This is a genomic window from Streptomyces sp. NPDC051109 (assembly GCF_044455885.1).
GTDB lineage: Bacteria > Actinomycetota > Actinomycetes > Streptomycetales > Streptomycetaceae > Streptomyces.
Map to the genome: position 1 here is coordinate 22,801 of NZ_JBITFF010000029.1, position 18,364 is coordinate 41,164.

11 protein-coding genes and 2 pseudogenes are annotated in these 18,364 nt (G+C 71.0%); 3 read left to right on the forward strand and 10 right to left on the reverse strand.

From position 1 onward, the window contains the following. Positions 1 to 136: 136 nt before the first annotated feature. Positions 137 to 1,213 (reverse strand): LacI family DNA-binding transcriptional regulator, encoded by a 1,077-nt coding sequence (locus ACIBAD_RS33605; RefSeq protein WP_398910571.1) that lies wholly within the window; start codon positions 1,211 to 1,213, stop codon positions 137 to 139. Positions 1,214 to 1,548: 335 nt separating this feature from the next. On the opposite strand from ACIBAD_RS33605, the gene araD reads away from it, so the two are divergent. Beyond that, a complete protein-coding gene (araD, locus tag ACIBAD_RS33610) occupies positions 1,549 to 2,295 on the forward strand; it encodes an L-ribulose-5-phosphate 4-epimerase AraD (protein ID WP_134067441.1) in 747 nt (248 codons plus the stop codon). A gap of 471 nt (positions 2,296 to 2,766) precedes the next feature. On the opposite strand, the gene ACIBAD_RS33615 is transcribed toward araD, so the two are convergent. Next, complete coding sequence (locus tag ACIBAD_RS33615) at positions 2,767 to 3,165, reverse strand: VOC family protein (protein WP_398910573.1); 399 nt, start codon at positions 3,163 to 3,165, stop codon at positions 2,767 to 2,769. A gap of 492 nt (positions 3,166 to 3,657) precedes the next feature. Here ACIBAD_RS33615 and ACIBAD_RS33620 point away from each other — a divergent pair, with 492 nt between their 5' ends. Then, the gene (locus ACIBAD_RS33620; RefSeq protein ID WP_398910575.1) at positions 3,658 to 6,138 is read left to right on the forward strand and encodes a glycoside hydrolase family 9 protein; all 2,481 of its coding nucleotides are present in this window, start codon (positions 3,658 to 3,660) and stop codon (positions 6,136 to 6,138) included. Between the two features lie 87 nt (positions 6,139 to 6,225). Here ACIBAD_RS33620 and ACIBAD_RS33625 read toward each other — a convergent pair. The 7 genes and pseudogenes from ACIBAD_RS33625 to ACIBAD_RS33655 all read right to left on the reverse strand — a co-directional run. Further along, a pseudogene (locus ACIBAD_RS33625) lies at positions 6,226 to 6,948 on the reverse strand (hypothetical protein); the annotation flags it as partial. Then, positions 6,891 to 7,421 (reverse strand): beta-galactosidase domain 4-containing protein, encoded by a 531-nt coding sequence (locus ACIBAD_RS33630; protein ID WP_398910577.1) that lies wholly within the window; start codon positions 7,419 to 7,421, stop codon positions 6,891 to 6,893. The pseudogene ACIBAD_RS33625 and the gene ACIBAD_RS33630, both read right to left, overlap by 58 nt. Positions 7,422 to 7,473: 52 nt before the next feature. Beyond that, positions 7,474 to 8,511: pseudogene (locus tag ACIBAD_RS33635) on the reverse strand (glycoside hydrolase family 2 TIM barrel-domain containing protein); the annotation flags it as partial. Positions 8,512 to 8,568: 57 nt separating this feature from the next. Next, positions 8,569 to 9,864, reverse strand: a complete 1,296-nt coding sequence (locus tag ACIBAD_RS33640; RefSeq protein ID WP_398910608.1) for an RICIN domain-containing protein — start codon at positions 9,862 to 9,864, stop codon at positions 8,569 to 8,571. A gap of 97 nt (positions 9,865 to 9,961) precedes the next feature. Then, positions 9,962 to 11,404, reverse strand: coding sequence for an endo-1,4-beta-xylanase (locus ACIBAD_RS33645; protein ID WP_134067433.1), 1,443 nt, complete (start codon positions 11,402 to 11,404; stop codon positions 9,962 to 9,964). A 408-nt stretch (positions 11,405 to 11,812) separates the two neighbouring features. After that, positions 11,813 to 13,114, reverse strand: coding sequence for a glycoside hydrolase family 6 protein (locus ACIBAD_RS33650; protein ID WP_398910579.1), 1,302 nt, complete (start codon positions 13,112 to 13,114; stop codon positions 11,813 to 11,815). Between the two features lie 118 nt (positions 13,115 to 13,232). Beyond that, positions 13,233 to 14,210: a glycoside hydrolase family 6 protein gene (locus ACIBAD_RS33655; RefSeq protein ID WP_398910581.1), complete on the reverse strand. Its 978-nt coding sequence runs from the start codon at positions 14,208 to 14,210 to the stop codon at positions 13,233 to 13,235. 305 nt (positions 14,211 to 14,515) lie between these two features. Between ACIBAD_RS33655 and ACIBAD_RS33660 the strand changes: the two genes are divergently transcribed. Further along, on the forward strand, positions 14,516 to 15,547 hold the full coding sequence (locus ACIBAD_RS33660) for a LacI family DNA-binding transcriptional regulator (RefSeq protein ID WP_398910583.1): 1,032 nt from the start codon (positions 14,516 to 14,518) through the stop codon (positions 15,545 to 15,547). A gap of 52 nt (positions 15,548 to 15,599) precedes the next feature. On the opposite strand, the gene ACIBAD_RS33665 is transcribed toward ACIBAD_RS33660, so the two are convergent. Next, positions 15,600 to 18,326, reverse strand: a complete 2,727-nt coding sequence (locus tag ACIBAD_RS33665) for a beta-L-arabinofuranosidase domain-containing protein (RefSeq protein ID WP_398910585.1) — start codon at positions 18,324 to 18,326, stop codon at positions 15,600 to 15,602. Positions 18,327 to 18,364: the final 38 nt, after the last annotated feature.

Here is an 18,364-nt window from a genome sequence, read left to right on the forward strand (position 1 = left end):
CGCCGCCGTCCGGTGCCGCAGGAGCACCGGGCGGCGGTCTTCGTGCCCGCGGCGCCCTCCCCCGTACGAGGAGCCCCCGGGGCCCGGCTTCCCGTGAGAGGGGCCGACGGCCGGGCGGGCGGGGGTCATGTGGCGGTCATTTGCCGGAGGGAGTGATCCTGCGGGCGGTGCTGGCGCGCACGATGAGCTCGGGCGCCACCACCAGGTGCGTCGACTCGTCGGTCCGGCCTTCGATGTGGTCCAGGAGCAGCCCGATGCTGTCGCGGCCGATCGAGGCGAAGTCCTGACGGATCGTCGTGAGCGGGGGAGGGAAGAACTCGGCCTCGGGGATGTCGTCGAAGCCGGCGACCGCCACGTCCTCCGGCGTGCGCAGGCCCGCCTCCCGCAAGGCCCGTAGGACACCGAGGGCCATCTGGTCGTTGGCGACGAACACGGCGGTGAGGCCCGCGCCCCGCCCGCGTGACGCCCGGAACCGCCCCGCGAGCTGCTGGCCGGCCTGGTATCCCGACAGCGGGCTCCAGTCGCCGCGCAGCAAGGGCGGCACCTCGGCGCCGGCATCTCGGAGCGCGTCCTCCCATCCCTGAGTGCGGGCCTCGCTCTCAAGCCAGTCGGGAGGGCCCGCGACATGCCACACGGTGGCGTGGCCCGACGCGAGAAGATGTTCCGTGATCATGCGAGCGCCGAGGGTCTGGTCCAGCGACACCCCCGGCAGGTCGAGGGTGTGGCCGCCTTCCACGGTGACCACCGGGCACGGTGCTTCCAATGCCGCCAGGGCCCTCACCGCGGCGCGTTGGGGAGTGACGGCGACGATCCCCTCCACGCCCCACCCGGCGAGGTGCTGCATGGCTTCGGCGAGGGCTGTCTGCGTGGCGGTCCGAAGCGTGACGGCGGACGTCAGATAGCCGCGGTCCCGAGCCGCCTCTTGAACTCCCGCCACGGTGCTGGCGGGCCCGTGCAGAGTGGTGTTCACCGCGATGACGCCCAGCGTGTGGGTCCGGCGAGTGGCCAGGGCCCGGGCTGCCGAGTTGCGGCGGTACCCCAGCTGCTCGATGACCTGCGTCACGGCGGCCCGGGTCTTGGCGCTGACGTTCGGGTGGTCGCTGAGCACCCGCGAAACGGTCTGATGGGACACGCCGGCGACACGTGCGACGTCCGTCATGGTGGGCGCTCGCGAGACGTCTGGGAGCTGGGTCAACTCTCTTCCTTTCCTCATCGAGCGGCCTTCCCTCAAGGTACCGAACCAGCCGCGGCCCGCGCATATCTCGGACCGGCCGGGAGTTCGTCGATCAGGATCGATGTGGGCGTTCATATTATGCAGCGTTGGACGCATGGTGGGGGCATGAATCTTCTCGCACCTCTTGAGATTACCGCTTGTTAGCGTTAACAATTCGAGCGGGGTAGCTGGGTGGGTGGGATAGCTGCGACAGCGCAGCCGCGATGCCTGGTGCGGCCCCCGATCAGTCCAGCCCGCTCATGCGCGACCGCGGGGCCGGCGGGACGCCGGTCCGGAGAAACCGCCGCGCATGCCAGACAGACGGTGAGAGCGTAGTGAGCGAGACCATTCTCAAGGACCTCCGTCGCGAGGTCCTCGCGGCCAACCTGCGCATCCCGGAGGCCGGTCTGGCCACACTCACCTGGGGAAACGTCAGTGGCGTGGATCGAGACGCCGGTGTCTTCGTCATCAAGCCGTCCGGGGTCTCCTACGCCGACCTCACCGAGGATGACCTGGTGGTGGTGGCGCTGGAGGACGGGCGGGTCGTCGACGGACACCTCAGGCCGTCCACCGACACCGAAACCCACCGGTGCCTCTACCGGGCCTTCCCCTCCATCGGCGGCGTCACCCACACGCACTCGGCGCACGCCGTCGCCTTCGCCCAGGCGCGCCGCCCGATCCCCGTGCTCGGCACGACACACGCCGACACCTTCAACGGCCCCGTCCCCGTGACGGCGGACCTCACCGCCGAGCAGTGCGCGCAGGACTACGAGTACAACACCGGACAGGTGATCGTTGCCCGGCTCGACGGCGACCCCCGTCGGGCCGAGGAGGTCCCCGGAGCACTCGTCTCACGACACGGCCCCTTCACCTGGGGCGCCACCGCGAAGGCTGCGCTGGAGAACGCCATCGTCTGCGAGGCCGTGGCGGAGATGGCGCTGCACACGCTGGCGCTGGGCTCCCGCCTCGGAGACACCTGCGAACCGCCGAGGCATCTGCTGGAGCGGCACTTCACCCGCAAGCACGGACCGGATGCCTATTACGGCAACGCACCTCACGCCCCTCAAGCCCCTGGCGTCTGAGGCCGCGCACCGCCTCGCGACGCGGCGACCGCGGCAGGCGGGCGCCGATCCGCGGTGTCGGCGGGGGAGGGGGCGTCGGGCGGTCGGGAGGTGCGTCGCCCGCACCGCGTGACCTCGCGCCGGTGGGCGGATGCTTCGCGGTCGCCGAGGCCGTGGTGCCGGTCGAGTGCGGCCACCTTTGCATCGGTCGCCGACCCGTCCTCGTCACCTGCCGCGACGGCGCGGGCCGGATCACCCGGGTCGGCCCCGTGCCGGGGCGCGACCTTGCCCCGTCGCTGCCCGACTGGCGCCGACGCCCCGCAGGCCGGCACCGACGCCACGCAGCGGCAGGCGCGACCGGCCCGTGTCCGACACCGCCGCGAACCGGTACCGTCCGGGACGGACGTCGCCTCCACCCGGTGCACGACTGGCCGGCCCTCCGTGGATGCCCACGCATCCGCGTGGCCGACCGATGCGCTGGACGTACGGCCCCTAGGCAGTCTGACGCGCCCCGGTCCACTCCTGGAGCTCGACCAGGTTGCCCTCGGGGTCGGCGAGGTGGGCCACTCGGATCCGATCACCGAGCGGGGCCGGAGCGCCCAGGAACGTACCGCCCCGTGCGCTGATGTCGGCGTGCGCGGAGTCGAGGTCGTCCACCCGTAGCGCGATCAGTGCCCGGTGCCCGGTGGGCGCCCCGGCGAGGGCCGCCACCACGTCGGCCATCTCCCCACGGTCGTGCAGGGCTATCGCCGCGCCGCCGCCCGAGGGCGAGAGCTTCGCGTACGGCCCCCGCTCGTCGTCGACCTGCGGGGTGAGGCCGAGGACGTCCCGGTAGAAGCGGTAGCAGGCGGTGAAGTCCGTGACCAGCAACCGGATTTGAGTGAGTTCCATGGCTGTGCATCGTAGGCCGTCGCCCAGTGGCGGGGCGCGTCGGGCCGCGCCGTCCCGGGGGATCTTGACAGGACGCGGCATCCGGGCAGGAAACGAAACCGCCCAGTGCTGTGACCGGAGAGGTTCACCGGGTCGCGACGCCCCGGCACGGCACGGCACCTCGCCGCGTTGTCGGACCACGCACGTACGTCCAGTACGAGAGGTGGTCCTCCGCCTTGCGATGCACCGCACGAGACACCCCCGAGATCCCGGCCGGCGGCCGGTGTGGCTCGAGGGCGTACCGCGTCTCCTCCGCGGGGCCGACGCCGCCTCTGACCGTCGGCTTCGGGCCACCGGTTCACGTCCGCCGAAGCTGTGGTGGCAGTCGGCCGCTTCTCGGATCCGGTTCACTCAACTACCGGTTCGTACCCGTGACTTGACGGGTCCGTCAGGTCCCTGGCTTGATTGGGAGCGCTCCCACTACGCCCCTCATCCACCGAGGAAGGCTTCACCGTGCCTCCTGTCACCTCCGCCCGCGGCGTGCCACGTCGCGCGGTCGCCGTACTCGCCGGCTTCGCACTGGCCGTCGGCAGCCTGTCCGCGACCGCCCTGACCGTTCCGGTCGCGGCCGCCGCCACTGCGGCCACCGCGGTCGCCGCTGCCGACGCGTCCGTCCGGGTCAACCAGCTCGGCTACCTGCCCGACGGCCCCAAGCGGGCCACCGTGGCCAGCCCCGCGACAGCCCCGCTCGCCTGGCAACTGCGGGACGCCTCCGGTGCGGTGGCCGCCTCGGGCGCCACCACGGTGCGCGGCGCCGACCAGGCGTCCGGCCAGTCCACGCACCTGGTGGACTTCGGCGCGTACACCGGCACCGGCACTGGCTTCACCCTGGTCGTCGACGGCCGGGCCAGCCACCCCTTCGACATCTCCGCCTCGCTGTACGACGGACTGCGCGCCGACAGCATGTCGTTCTTCTACCAGCAGCGCAGCGGCATCGCGCTCGACGCCGCCCTGGTGGGCGGCAGCGCGTACGCCCGCCCCGCCGGGCACCTGGGCGTCGCCCCCAACAGGGGCGACACCGGCGTCCCCTGTCAGTCCGGGGTGTGCGACTACCAACTGGACGTGCGCGGCGGCTGGTACGACGCGGGCGACCAGGGCAAGTACGTGGTCAACGGCGGCATCTCGGTCTGGGAGTTGGTCAACTCCTTCGAGCGGGCACGCCGTTCGGGCGGCGATGCGGCGCTCGGCGACGCGACGTTGAGGGTGCCGGAGCGTGGGAACGGGACGCCGGACGTGCTGGACGAGGCCCGTTGGGAATTGGAGTTCCTGCTGCGGATGCAGGTCCCGGCCGGGAAGCCGATGGCCGGGATGGCCTTCCACAAGATGCACGACGCCAAGTGGACCGCCCTGCCGACCCGGCCCGAACTCGATTCCGAGCAGCGTGAGTTGCACAGGCCGTCGACCGCCGCGACGCTGAACCTGGCGGCCTCGGCCGCGCAGTGTGCCCGGGTCTACGCGCCGTACGATTCCGCGTTCTCCGCGCGCTGCCTGGATGCGGCCCGCCGGGCCTGGACGGCGGCCAAGGCCAACCCGAACGTGCTCGCCCCGGCGAGCGACAGCACCGGCGGCGGTGCGTACGAGGACGCCGACGTCTCCGACGAGTTCTACTGGGCGGCGGCGGAACTCCTGGCCACCACCGGCGAGGCCCAGTACCGGGACGCCGTCACCTCCTCCCCGCACCACACCGAGCCCGTCGACGCGTTCTGGTGGGGCGGCACCGCGACGCTCGGCCGCATCACCCTCGCCACCGTCCCCGGCGTGACCCTGCCCGCCGACGGCGTGACCCGACTGCGCGGCCTGCTGACCACGGCCGCCGATGGCCACCTGTCCACCATGGCCGGACAGGGCTACGCGGTGCCGCTCCCCGCCACCGGGTACGTGTGGGGCTCCAACAGTTCCGTCACCAACAACGCGATGGTGCTGGCCGTCGCGTACGAGATCACCGGACAACAGCGCTACCGGGCCGGAGCGTTGGAGTCCCTGGACTACCTGCTCGGCCGCAATGCGCTCGACCTCTCCTACGTCACCGGCTACGGCGACCGCTACTCCGAGAACCAGCACCACCGGTTCTGGGCCCATCAGAACGACGCCTCGCTGCCGCACCCGCCGGCCGGCTCCTTCGCGGGAGGGCCGAACGCCGGGCTGGAGGACCCGGTGGCCAAGGAGAAGCTGGCGGGCTGCGCACCGGCGGCGTGCTACGTGGACGACATCGGCTCGTACTCCACCAACGAGGTGGCCATCAACTGGAACGCCTCGCTGGCCTGGCTGGCGGCCTTCGCGGCTGAGCGGCGCGGCGCCCCGGCGGCGCCCGTGGTCCAGGTGGCCCCGGTAGCCGTGACGGTCCCGGAGGGCGGCTCGGCGCCGGTGGGCGTGCGGCTCTCGGCCGCGCCCGCGCAGAACGTGACGGTGACGGTGGCCCGGAATTCCGGCGACGAGGACCTCTCGGCAGCCGCGACCCTGGTGTTCACCCCGGCCAACTGGACGACGGTGCAACAGGTTTCGGTCCTCGCCGCGCAGGACGGCGACGCGTCGTCGGGCAGCGCGACCTTCACGGTCGGTGGTCCTGGCGTTCAGTCGGCGACGTTCACGGCGACGGAGGCGGACGACGACGCGTCGGCGGCCTCCTGCACGGTGTCGTACCGGGTCGACAATGCCTGGGGCAACGGATTCACCGCGACGGTGACCCTGAGGAACACCGGAACTTCGACGATCTCCGGCTGGACCCTCGGCTGGAGCTTCGCGGGTGATCAGCGGATCAGCAACGGCTGGAACGCCACGGTGACCCAGTCGGGCAGCACGGTCACGGCCCGGGACGCCGGGTGGAACGGCACGCTGGAGCCCGGCGGCAGCGTGGCCTTCGGCTTCCAGGCGACGTATTCGGGCACCAACGCGATCCCGGCGCGCTACACATTGGGCGGTGCGCTCTGCTCCTGAACGACCACCAGGCCCTGCCCGCCCGCCGCCCCGGAATCTCCGGTGCGGCGGGCCGCTCTCGGTGGGCTCAGCTCTGCCGGATGGGCGTCAGGGTGAACGCGAAGTCCGGCGGGCCGAGTTCGAGCCGGTGCTGAGGCAGGACACCGGGTTCCACGGCGGCGGTGCCGAGGCCCTGGACGGCGTGGTCGGTGGGGAGGTGATCAGCGGGCCCGGGACGAGATCGCCGTGGTGCCGTGCGGCGTCGAGCTGTTGGTCGGTCCAGCGGCGCGTGGCGAAATGGAACGGATCTTCGCCCGCGACGCGCAGTCCGTTGCCGGCTCCGTCGGTGAAGGTGGCCCAGCGGGTGTCCGCGCGGTTGCCGTTCTCCTGGGGGTGCACGTAGGGCGTCTGCAGCTATTCCACGGTCGCGCGGAACCGTCCGACGCGTACTGCCTGACGCGAGTCGGGGTAGGCCTCGCCCGGGCCGGTGCCGAACCACTCCACCTGGGACCGGTCGGCGGGAAGCTCGCAGTCGAGTCCGATGCGGGCCAGTGAGCGGGAGCTGTCCCTGCGGACCAGCTCCTGGTACTCCTCCGGCGGGAGTGCCGGGTCCACCATGATGTCGGGGAAGTCGTCGCCCCGCTCCGGCCAGTGGCCGACGGGTTCGGCGTGCACCCGCAGGCGCAGGCACAGGTCCTCACCGTCGCTGTCCCAGCGGTAGGTGGTGAGGTAGCCGGAGTTGCCCGCGGCGGCGGCGCTGCGGACGACGACGGTCAGGCCGTGTGCGTCCGGAGTGACGGAGACGGTGCGCTGCCGCAGCCGGTCAACACCGCGGCCCTTCCAGTAGGCGGCGTCGCGCTGGTGCCAGCCGCGGTCGTTGTCGGTGGGGCGCGCCATGTGTTCAGCCGTGGCCCGCGGAGCGGAAGTTCGCCGATGGCCAGCAGAGCTCCGGTGTTCCTGTCGAAGCGGCCGCGGCCGAGCAGAATGTGCCCCCGCTGCGGGCCGGGCCGGGCGGTCCGATCGGCCCGCGGCGGCCCGCGGCGGAGAGCCGGAGCTGTCCCCAGGCGACCACGTGACCTTCGGGGGGCCCAGCGGGCGGACTCGGCCAGCTCCGCCCGGACGGTGAGCCGGCGCTCGCCCCCGCCGTCCTCCCCGTCCGGAGGATCCAGCCGAGGCAGCGGCAGCCGGCCGTGCTCCCCGGCCGCGAGCTGCGGGGTGGGCAGCACGCCCCGGGCCAGCTCGACCCCGTCGCGGGCCTGAAACCAGGTGCACCGCAGATGGGACAGGTCCAGCACCGTAGCCACCCCGGACCCGCGGGTACTCGTCGCACAGCTCCAGGTGTTCGGCGAGCCCGCCGGGCCCGTTCCCCATGGCGTGGGCGAACTCGGTGAGCAGGAAGGGCTTGCCGTTGCGCGGGTCGTCCGCCGGGACGCCCGAGCCTGCGCGGGCCGGGTAGGACACCTCGTCGGGCAGCAGCTCCCCCCGTCCGATCCGGGCGACGGCGGCGGGCGGGCGGCACATCTCGCCGTGGAACGTGGTGTACTCGCCGAGCCGGTCGCCCTCGTAGTGGATCGGGCGGGAGGGGTCGCGCCGGCGAACCCCCTCGGACATGGCCCGAGGGTTGCGGCCGTCCCCGGCCTCGTTGCCGAGCGACCACAAGATGACGCTCGGGTGGTTCTCGTCCCTTTCCACGGTCCGCTCGATGTGGTCCAGGTAGGCGTGGTGCCAGCGAGGGTCGTCGGAGGGGTTGCGCTGCCAGCGCTCGGGGTCGAACTCGTGCCGGTTCACGCCGCGCAGCACCACCCGGCGGCCGCTGACCCGGAGCACCCCGGCCCCGTCGACGGCCACGCTGCGGAACCCGAACCGGATCCGGACCCGCTCGCTTCCGGTGGCCAGGTACGCCTCGTAGAGCTGCGGATCCTCCGCACTCCAGGGCCGTACCGGCGCGAAGGCGAACTCGGCCCCGGCCGACTGGTCTTGGATCCCGAGGGCGGGGATGTCGATCCGCACCGGCGCGTCCGCGTCGGCCTCCACCCGGAGACGGCCCGCGGCGGTGTCCGCGTCGTAGTCGGCGTGCACGAAGACGTCCCGGATGCCGCCCACGGGGCGGGCCACCAGGGACACGTCGCGGAAGATGCCCGACAGGCGCCAGCTGTCCTGGTCCTCCAGGTAGGTGCCCGCGGAGAACTGGCGAACCCGCACCGCCAGCACGTTGCGCCCGGCCCGCAACTGCTGGGTCACCTCGAACTCGGTCGCCAGGCGGCTGCCGTAGGTGACGCCCAGCTCGTGGCCGTTGAGCCAGACCCCGGCGTTACGGTCGCGCGCACCCCCTACGACCGCCGGCCGCGGCAGGGCGGCCCGCGGAGGACGACGACGGAGTGGAGCCAGGATGATCCTGACTCCACTCCATGGTGCGGGCGTGTCACCGGAACTGTGTCATTTGGAACGGTGTCACTGGAACTGTGCGAAGAACCTCCAGATCTCTCCCTTGGTCCAGGTGGTGACACCGCTCTCGTTGGGGGAGCCGTCGACCGGACCGGGCAGGTGGCCTCCGTCGAACGCGGCCCATTGGACCGGGTACCCGGCACGGCAGCCCGAGTAGGTGGTGGTGAAGTGCGTACGGCTGCCCGGCGCGGGTTCGCGCGGGCTCTGTGAAGTGCAGCCGTTGGTGCTGACGAACTTGTCGCGCAGGGCCCGTCCTTGTGCGATGTTGAGGACGGAGTCGCTGACGCCGTGGATTCCGAAGTAGGCGATGGGCTGGGTGCCGCCGCTGCACCCGCTGATCTCGCCGCCGGACATGACCGCGACGGCCCTGAAGACGTTCGCCCGGGTGCAGGCGAGTGCGTAGCTCATTCCGCCGCCCCAGCTGAAACCGGTGGCGAAACGCTGCGCCGGGTTGACGCAGAGGCCGCCCTCGATCCGCCGGATCATGTCGTCGACGAAGGTGACGTCCTCACCGCCCGGATTGGCCCAGCCGTTGTCGAGGCCCTGGGGGGCGACGAGGATCGCGCTGTTCTTGGACTGCTCCTGTTGGCCGTAGTAGGACCAGGCGCTCCCGCTCGTTCCGCCCGAGGCGACGTCGCCGGCGGTCCCGCCCCGCCAGTGGAAAGCGAAGATCAGGCGGTAGGGCTGGCTGTTGGAGTAGTGGTCGGGAACCCTGAGGATGAAGCTGCGGCTCTTGCCGCCGCTCTGGATCGTGTGCGTACCGCTCGTCAGCGTCGGGGCGCTGCCGCATCCGCCGCCGGTCGACAGCTTGAGCAGCTGCCATTGCTGGTTGGCGCCGCCCCAGTCGCCGTACTGGACGACGTTGCCGCCGTCGGCGGTGGAAGCGCCCTGCACCTCTAAGGCCTTGCTGCTGTTGCGGTTGATCAGCCGGACGTGGCCCGCGTCCGAGTCGGCCAGTCGGAACTGCTGGTTGGCCGCGTTGGCGTCGGTCCGCTGCGCGATCGCGGCGCCGTCGGCGGTCGAGGCGCCGGCCACGTCGAGGACCTTGCCCGAATGCCGGGCCTTGAGCCGGTAGAAGCCGCCGCCGGAGTCCACGAACTGCCACTGCTGGTTGGCCCCGTCGTTGCGCGTCCACTGACTGACCCGCGCGCCGTCGGCGGTGGACGCGCCGTAGACGTCCAAAGCCTTGCCGCTGTTGCGATTGACCAGGACGTACCAGGCGTTGCCGTCCACCGTCGCCGCCTCGGCGGGCGCCGGCTTCACCGCGAAGAGCATGCCGATCGCGAGCGTCGCCGCCACCACGGCGGCCAACCGGGAGCACCAGCGATGCCTTCGTGGAGGGGCGGGGGAGGCCGCACCGTAGGTCTTCATCGGTTCACCCTTTCGCCGTGGCAGGTCGTCAGGTGCGGGTCCAGCGCTGGTTGCTGCCGCCCGAGCAGGAGTAGAGCTGGATCAGGGTGCCGTTGGCGGTGCCGGTGCCGACGGCGTCCAGGCAGAGGCCCGACTGGACTCCGACGATCGATCCGTCGGAGTTGAGGCGCCACTTCTGGTTGTCGCCGCCCCAGCAGCTGTAGATCTGGACCTTGGTGCCGTTACCGGTGCCGGCGGCGTCCAGGCACTTGTCGCCGTAGACCCTGAGCTCGCCCCCGGCGGTGTACGACCACTGCTGGTTGGTGCGGTTGTTGCAGTCCCACAGGTTGAGCTGGGTGCCGTCGGTGGTGCTGGCGCCGGGTACGTCCAGGCAGCGGCCCGAACCGACGCCCTTGACCTGTCCGGAACCGGGCGTGGGGGTCGGAGTGGGGGTGGAGGAGCCGGCGTTGAGCGCGTTGAGCACGGAGGTGTAGGCGGGCTTCTTGTTGCCGTTGCCGTCGAACAGCAGCGGAGATTGCTCCGACCGCCAGGAGTCGGTGTCGCGCACGCCCCAGACGGTGATGCCGAGGCAGCGCGGGACGGCCAGGCAGTCGTTGGCCACGTTGGCGTAGGTCGTGGCCGACGCGCCCTGGATGTCGAGTTCGGTGACGGCCACGTCGACGCCGAGGGCTGCGAAGCTCTGCAGGGTGGTGCGGAAGTTGCTGTTGTACGGGCTGTCGTTGTTGAAGTGGGACTGGAAGCCGACGCAGTCGATCGGCACGCCGCGCTGCTTGAAGTCACGGACCATGGCGTACATGGCCTGGGTCTTGGCCCAACTCCAGTTCTCGACGTTGTAGTCGTTGTAGCAGAGCTTGGCGGCCGGGTCGGCGGCGCGCGCGGTGCGGAAGGCGACCTCGATCCAGTCGTTGCCGGTGCGCTGCAGGTTGGAGTCGCGCCGGGCCCCGGAACTGCCGTCGGCGAACGCCTCGTTCACGACGTCCCACTGGACGAGCTTGCCCTTGTAGTGGGCCATCACGCCGTTGATGTGGTTGGTCATCGCCTGGCGCAGCGTGCTGCCGCTGAGGTTCTGCATCCAGCCGGGCTGCTGCGAGTGCCAGGCCAGGGTGTGGCCGCGTACCTGCTTGCCGTTCTGCACCGCCCAGTTGTAGACGCGGTCACCTGCGGCGAAGTTGAACTGGCCCTGCTGGGGCTCGGTGGCGTCGATCTTCATCTCGTTCTCGGGCGTCACCATGTTGAACTCGCGGCCGGCGATCGTCGTGTACGCCGAGTCGCCCAGCCTGCCCGAGGCGACGGCGGTACCGAAGTATCGGCTGCTCTGCGCCGCCGCGCCACCGAGCGTGCTCTCGGCGGCGTGTGAGGCCGGCGGAGCCACCAGCATGGCGGCCGAAGCGAGGACGCCGGCGACCAGCGCCGTACGAAGAACGCCGATCTTCCGGCGGACGGTGGATGGGGGAATGGCATTTGAGCCCATGAAAGAGCCTCCAGGACAGAAAACACGGAAGGATTGGAGCGCGGCAGAGTGAATCCGCTTGAACGACGCCCGCGTCCATCGACAAAGGTCGCGCACCATCAGGGCGTAAAGCTCCAAGGCCGGCACCCGGCACCCGGACACGGGCGGGGGGTGCCGCCTCGGGCTTCAGTCTGGAAACACGACAGAAACATGTCAAGAGTTTCGAAAGGCTTTCGAGAATTCGGCCCTTCGAATACCCAAATCGCCGCTTTCCATAGAGCGATCCTCATCGAAAATATTTCGATGAGGATCGCTCGACTGGGCATCTGCTGAAGCTCAGGCGAAATGAGAACAGCGGCCGCCTGGGACGAGATCCCGCCATGCGAGATTCCGCCATGAACGGGTATTTCCTTCAGTCCGCGTCTCCGGTCAGCGCAGGCCCGTGTTGAACTCCAGTGCGGGGGCGGCGTTCCGAACGAGGGACTTGGCCTGCTCCGGCCACCACACGCCGGCCGCGGGATCGACGACGCCGTACTCCGGGTCGATGGTGCCGCCCGGGATGCTGCGGTTGCACTCGCCGTCGGACTGGCCGACGGTCTTGATCCACAGGTAGGCGTCCACGAGCGGGACGCGGGTGTTCGCGGTCGGCCGGGCCCCGATACCGCGACCGGGAGCGTTGCACCAGGTCTGCGGGTCGCCGCTGTACTTGCCCGCGGGCGGGGTCCAGGCGCCCCGGCCGTCACGGCCGGTGTCCACGACGAGGTGGGTGAGCACCTGCGCGGGCGGAGTGCCGACGTTCTGCCGGAACCACAGGTCGGTCCAGTGCCAGGTGGCCGGGTCGTCCACGTTCACGGCGTTCCCCGGCTGCCCGTCGTTCGGAGCCGCGGGGGAGTAGTACTGGCTCGCGCACCAATCGGGGTGCCCCTTGGCCCAGTCCGGACCCTTGGTGGCGAACCACAGGCACTGTGAGACCCAGGTGCCGTAGTGGGTGGACAGATCGGTGGCCAGATAGTTGGAGACGTTCAGGGAGAAGCCCTGGGTGCGGGTGACACCTGCCTGGAGGAGGCGTTGCGCGGCGTCGCCGACGCTGCGCCAGTGGCTGTTCCCGGCGTCCAGGTAGACCACGCTGTTCGGCTGCCGCTCCAGGGCGTCGATCGCGTGGTTGAGATCGGCGTAGCGTCTGGTGGTGATCGCGCCGGTGGGGTCGCTGCCGGGCCCGCAGTCGGAGGGGAGGTTGGCCAACCCGTCCGGTTCGAGGATGACGACGGCCTTGCTGCGGCCGATCCCCCGGGCGAAGGCGCTGATCCAGGCCTGGTACTCGGCGTCCGACCGCGCGCCGCCGGAGGAGTACTGGGAGCAGTCGCGCAGCGGGATGTCGTAGGCCACCAGGACGGGAACAGTCCGGGTCCGCTCCGCCCGGCGCACCAGGTCGCGTACGCGGGATTCGACCTGCTCCGGGGTGCCGTTGGTGAACCAGGCGGCCTCCGGCCAACTGGCCAGCTTCGCCATGGACTCGGCCCCCTCGAAGTCCCGGTGGAGGAGGTCGGTGACGGCTTGGCGGGCCGCGTCGCCGTAGGGGTCGACATAGAAGCGGGTGCTGGCGGGAAGCGTGTGGGAGGCCGGCGCGGGGCTCGCCTCGGCGGAGGCGGAGGCGGAGGCCGGTGCGACGGCGCCGAGGAGCAGCGTGAGCGCGCTCGCTGCCAGGACTAATCGGTGCAGGGGGATGCGCACGGGGTTCCTTCGGTAGGGGTGCTCGGGTGCCGGGCCCTGGCCTGGGACCGCGGGGCTCGCCCCGGTGCCGGGGCCCGGCCTTCGGGGAGGGGAGGGGAGGGGAGGGAGGCGGGGCGGGTCAGTAGCCGTAGATCATCTTGTATGCGAGTGCGACCTCCGGCAGGAACTGTCCGGCCGAAGAACCGGCCCCGACGCCGCAGTTGCCGTCGGACTCGCCGGGGACCTTGATCCACAGCAGCATCTCGGCACCGCCGCCGCGCTGGGTGGGAGTACCGATCCGGCGGCCGGCGGGGTTGCACCACTGGCCGTTGGAGCCGTTGCCGTTGCGGCTGGTGTCGATGACGAACGGCTTGGTGTAGCCGTACGGGGCCAGGGCGGAGTTGACCGCGTTGCCGTAGGAGGTGTTCTGGTCGGTGGTGAAGTAGTTGGAGACGTTCAGCACGAAGCCGTGCGCCCCGCCGACCCCGGCGGCGGCGAGCTGCTGCGCCATGGTCGAGGCGCCGATCCAGCCGGAGTTCCCGGCGTCGAGGTAGACCCAGGTGTTGGGCGCCTTGGCATTGAACTGGGCGATCGCGTTCCTCAACATGGCGTTGCGCTCGGCGATCTGAGTTACCGTCATGCAGCTTTCGTGGCCGAGCGCGTCGGGTTCGAGGACGACGACGGCCGGGCGGCTGCCGATGCCACTGGCGAAGGCGGCAATCCAGGCGTCGTACGCGGCGCGGCTCCCGGCGCCCCCGCCGGACTGACCGGCGCAGATGTCCCGGTTGGGGATGTTGTACGCGACCAGGACCGGCAACTTGTCGTAGGAGTCCGCGCGGCCGGCGTAGGCCCCGGTGGCGGCGCCGATGTCGCCGCTCCAGTTGCCGAACCAGCGGGCCGCCGGGGTGTTGGCTATGGACGTCCGGATCGCCGCCGCCCGCCCGTCGCCGGGATTCGCGTTGGTCCACCGCAGGGCGGAGTTGTCGGGGTCGGTGTAGAAGCCGCTGGTCATGGTGGTCGGGTCGGCGGCGTACGCCGGGCCGGCGTTGATCAGGGCGAGACCGGCGGTGAGGGCGCCGGCCAGTAGGGCGGATGCGGCTCGGACGGACTTGCGCATGGTTCTTCCTCCGGTGGGGGTGGGGAAGTGGAAGCGCTTCCAGTTTTGGGGTGGGGGCGGATCGCGCTGATGGGATGATTGGGCCGTCGCCGGGGTGTGTCAAGTGGTTGAACACGGAAGTAGCGTCGATGGCTGGTATGGCGTCATTCGTTGGAAGCGCTACCAGATCGAGACCACGGACGACATCCGAGTACCGGTCCGAAGCCGGGCGGAGCATGGAATCATGGCCGCTGTTCGACCTCCGCCCGTTCGTTGTTCGTCGTCCGCTGTTCGCCGTCCGCGTGAGCCCGAGGAGCAGTTCTGCCATGGAGCCGTCACCCAAGCGCATGCCGACCCTCGACGAGGTGGCCGCTCGCGCCGGTGTGTCGCGCACGGCGGCCTCCCGGGTGATCAACAACGCCCCGCACGTCAGCCGTGCCAAGCGAGAGGCTGTCCAACGGGCGGTGCGCGAGCTGGACTTCGTGCCCAATCCGTCCGCGCAGGCCCTCGCGACCCGCAGGGTCGGAGCGGTGGTGCTGGCGCTCTCCAGCGACGAACCGGGGCTGTTCGCGGACCCGTTCTTCGCGGAGGTCATCGTCGGGGTGAGCGCGGCGCTGGAGCAGACCGAACTGGAACTGATCCTGCTGCTGGCCAACACCCCGCGCGGCCGGGAGAGGTTCGAGCGGCTGTTGCGCTCCCGCCGTGCCGACGGCGTCATGCTGATGGCGCTGCGGGGCAACGATCCGCTGGGCCGCCTGGGCGAGGAGGTCGATCTGCCCGTCGTCTTCGGCGGGCTCCCGCTCATCGGGGAGCCCACGTGGTACGTGGACGCCGACAACCGGGGCGGTGCCCGCCTGGCCGCCGAGCACTTCGCACGCACGGGCCGCCGACGGCCCGTCATGATCACCGGCCAGGTGGACGCCAGGGCCGCGGTCGCGCGTGAGCAGGGGTTCACCGACGGTCTGACCCTGTCCGGCCTGCCCCTGCTCGGGGTCGAGCCCGGGCAGTTCACCGAGGAGGGCGGCGCCGAGGCGATGGAGCGGCTGCTCCGGGCGCACCCCTATCCCGACGCGGTGTTCGCGGCTTCCGACGCGATGGCCATCGGCGCGCTGCGCACCTTGCGGGAACGGGGGCTCCGGGTGCCCGAGGACGTCGCGGTGATCGGCTTCAACGACCTGGCGAGCGCCCGGCACACCAGCCCGCCGCTGACCACGGTCCATCAGCCGGTACGGGCGCTGGGGCAGGAGATGGCCAGGATGCTGCTCAGTGCCATCGAGGGACACCGCCCCAGCCCGTTGATCCTCCCGACCCGCCTGACCGTGCGCGAGTCCGCCCCCGACCTGCCCGCGTCCGCCTGACCGGTGGGCACCTCCGGCAGGGGCGGCCCGATCGGACACCCCCGGCGCGGGGTCAGATGAATCGCCACAGGTGGTCGTTGGTGCCGTTGTCGTCCCAGAGGACGGCCTGTGCTCCCTGGGCGTTGGAGGCGCCGGAGAGGCCGAGGACGCGGCCGCTGTTGGCGCACTGGATCTTGAAGGTGTCGCCGCCGCCGTGGCGCAGGCGCCACCGGTGGTCGGCGGTGCCGTTGTCCGCCCACTGGACGATCCGGGCGCCGTTGGCGGTGCCGCCGTTCTCCACGGCGAGGACCTTGCCGCTGTGGGAGTTGCGCAGGCGCAGGTGGCCGCCGGTGTCGACGACGGCCGTCCAGAGGTGGTCGGCGGTGCCGTTGTCGTCCCACTGGACCGCAAGGCCGCCATCGGCGGTGGACATGTCCCGCACACCGAGTACCCGCCCGCTGGCGACGTTCTGGATGCGCCTGGCGCCGTCGGGGACGAACTGCCACTGGCTGGCGGCGGCTCCGGTGTCGGGCACCTGTACGGCTGCGGCGCCGTTGGCGGTGGCGCCGCCTTCGATGCCGAGCAGCTTGCCGGTGTGCACGTTTCGAAGCTTGTGGTAGCCGTTGCCGGCGTCGACGACGGTCCACCGGTGGTCGGCGGTGCCGGTGTCGGACCACTGGAGGATCGGGGCGTTGTCGGCGGTGGACATGTCCTTCACGCCGAGGACCTTGCCGCTGTTGAGGTTGCGCAGCCGCAGTGCGGTGCCGTCGACGAGGAGGAGCCAGTCGTGGTCGGCGGTGCCGGAGTCGGCCCACTGCAGAGCCAGGCCCCCGTCGGCGGTGGACATGTCACGGATGCCGAGGACGAGTCCGCTGGCCGCGTTGACGAGACGGAAGCCGGGGGTGTCGGTCCGCCAGTAGACGGTGTAGTTGAAGCCCTGGGCGTCGTGGAAGGGGCCGAGGTCGACCTTCGTCCCGTCGGCGGTGGCCGTGAAGGCGAGGGCGGTGCTGCTGGTCCGGGTGATCGACGAGGGGTCCAGGGCCGGGAGGGAGGACGGTTTGGCGCTGCCGTAGTTGCCGGCGAGGACGGCGGGGCCGTAGGTGACCGCCGCGACACCGGGGCTGTCGTTGGCGGCCTGGAGGGCCACGCGCATGGGGAGCTTCACGGTGACGGTATCGCCGGAGGCCCAGGACCGGGTGAGCGTGGCGTAGGTGCCCGGACTGGCTGTGACGCTCTGGGCGACGCCGTTGACGCTGAGGGTGGCGCCCGAAGTCCATCCGGGGATGCGGACGCGCATCGACCAGGTCCCGCCGACGCCGCCGGTGACCTTCAGCGTCGTGGTGTCGTCGGCCGGGTAGGCGGTGGTCTGGGTGACGGTGATGCCTCGCCGGGTCCAGTCCAGGACGGAGGGCAGGAACAGGTTCACGGTGAGGGTGGTGCCGCCGTCGTGGAAGTAGACGGAGTCCATCAGCTTCGTGTGGGACTCGATGCCCGTTCCCTGGCAGCACCAGAACGTGTCGTAGTCGGTGCTCCAGGTGCCGCCGCCCCACGCGGGGCCCTTGCCTCGGCGGCCGCCCGGGTTGAGGGGGGTGAAGTAGGTGACGTGCCCGTGCGGGTCGGCCGGGTTCTGGGCGCCGATGACGTGGTTGAGCAGGGCCTTCTCGTAGAAGTCGAAGTACGACGCCCGGCTGGGGTCCAGCTGCCACAGTTCTCGGGTCAGCTTGAGCATGTTGTACGAGTTGCAGAGCTCGCAGGTGTCGGCGACGAGGAAGCCTGAGATGGCGTTGGGGGCCCTGAAGTGTTCCGCCTGGCTGTTGCCGCCGATGGCGTAGGTGTGCGAGGTGGTGCAGATCGTCCACGCGTTGGCGGCGATGTCGCGGTAGCGGGTCGTCCCGGTGGCCTTGTACTCGCGGACGGCTCCGACCCACTTGGGCACCTGCGTATTGGCGTGCAGACCGTTCAGTTGGTCCAGGTTCGCGGCGAGGGGGTCGAAGACCGCCGCATGGTCGAACCGCTGGGCGGCGGTCAACCAGCGTGGATCGCCGGTCTGTTGGTGGAGGTCGGCCAAAACCTCGTTCATGCCGCCGAACTCGACGCCCATCAACGACTGCATCGTGCTCCGGCTGAGCGCGGCGGTGCGCCGGTCGACCCAGTCGGCGAGTGCGAGGAGCACGTCGCGGGCCTGGGTGTTGCCGATGAGGCGCCACACGTCGAGCAGACCGGCCATGGTCTTGTGGACGCAGTAGTACGGGACGTTCCCGTTCTTCAGCGTGCCTGCTTCGAGATGGGTGAAATCGGCCTCGGGAAAGCCCGACAGGTAGCCGGCGGAGAAGCCCGCGGTGGCGTTGTTGGCTTGGCACTTGGCGAGTTCGGCCACCATGCGGTCGGCCTTGTCGCGGCAGGTGGTGTCCCCGACCGCGGCGTAGGCCTGGGCCCATGCCGTGAGGAAGTGGCCCTGCACATGGGTGCGGAAGGGGAACGCCGGGTCGTCCCATCCTCCGGTCGGGGCCGCGGCGTTGGTGGAGAGCCGGTGGTTGGAGCGGAAGTTGTACAGCAGGCGGTCGACGTCGATGAAGCGGAGATAGGCCAGGGTGCGGTTCTGATTGTCGAGCCAGCGGCTGCTGGTGAGCCGGACCTGGCCCAGGTCGAACGGGAACGCCGACACTCCGATGTCGGATCTGACCGGAGGCGTCTGCGCCGCCGCGGAGACGGTGTTCAGTACGGGGCCGACAGCTGCGGCTACGGCCGCGACACCGGTCGCCTTGATCACGGAGCGGCGACTGAAGGGCGGAACCGGCATGGCGAACTCCATGGTCCGTGGGGGGATGCGGGTGCCGC

Excerpts from the sequence above, each read along its gene's own strand:
- ACIBAD_RS33605 (WP_398910571.1), bottom strand. The coding sequence starts at position 1,213 with ATGAGGAAAGGAAGAGAGTTGACCCAGCTCCCAGACGTCTCGCGAGCG.
- ACIBAD_RS33665 (WP_398910585.1), bottom strand. The coding sequence starts at position 18,326 with ATGCCGGTTCCGCCCTTCAGTCGCCGCTCCGTGATCAAGGCGACCGGT.
- ACIBAD_RS33615 (WP_398910573.1), bottom strand. The coding sequence starts at position 3,165 with ATGGAACTCACTCAAATCCGGTTGCTGGTCACGGACTTCACCGCCTGC.
- ACIBAD_RS33645 (WP_134067433.1), bottom strand. The coding sequence starts at position 11,404 with ATGGGCTCAAATGCCATTCCCCCATCCACCGTCCGCCGGAAGATCGGC.
- ACIBAD_RS33660 (WP_398910583.1), top strand. The coding sequence starts at position 14,516 with ATGGAGCCGTCACCCAAGCGCATGCCGACCCTCGACGAGGTGGCCGCT.
- ACIBAD_RS33655 (WP_398910581.1), bottom strand. The coding sequence starts at position 14,210 with ATGCGCAAGTCCGTCCGAGCCGCATCCGCCCTACTGGCCGGCGCCCTC.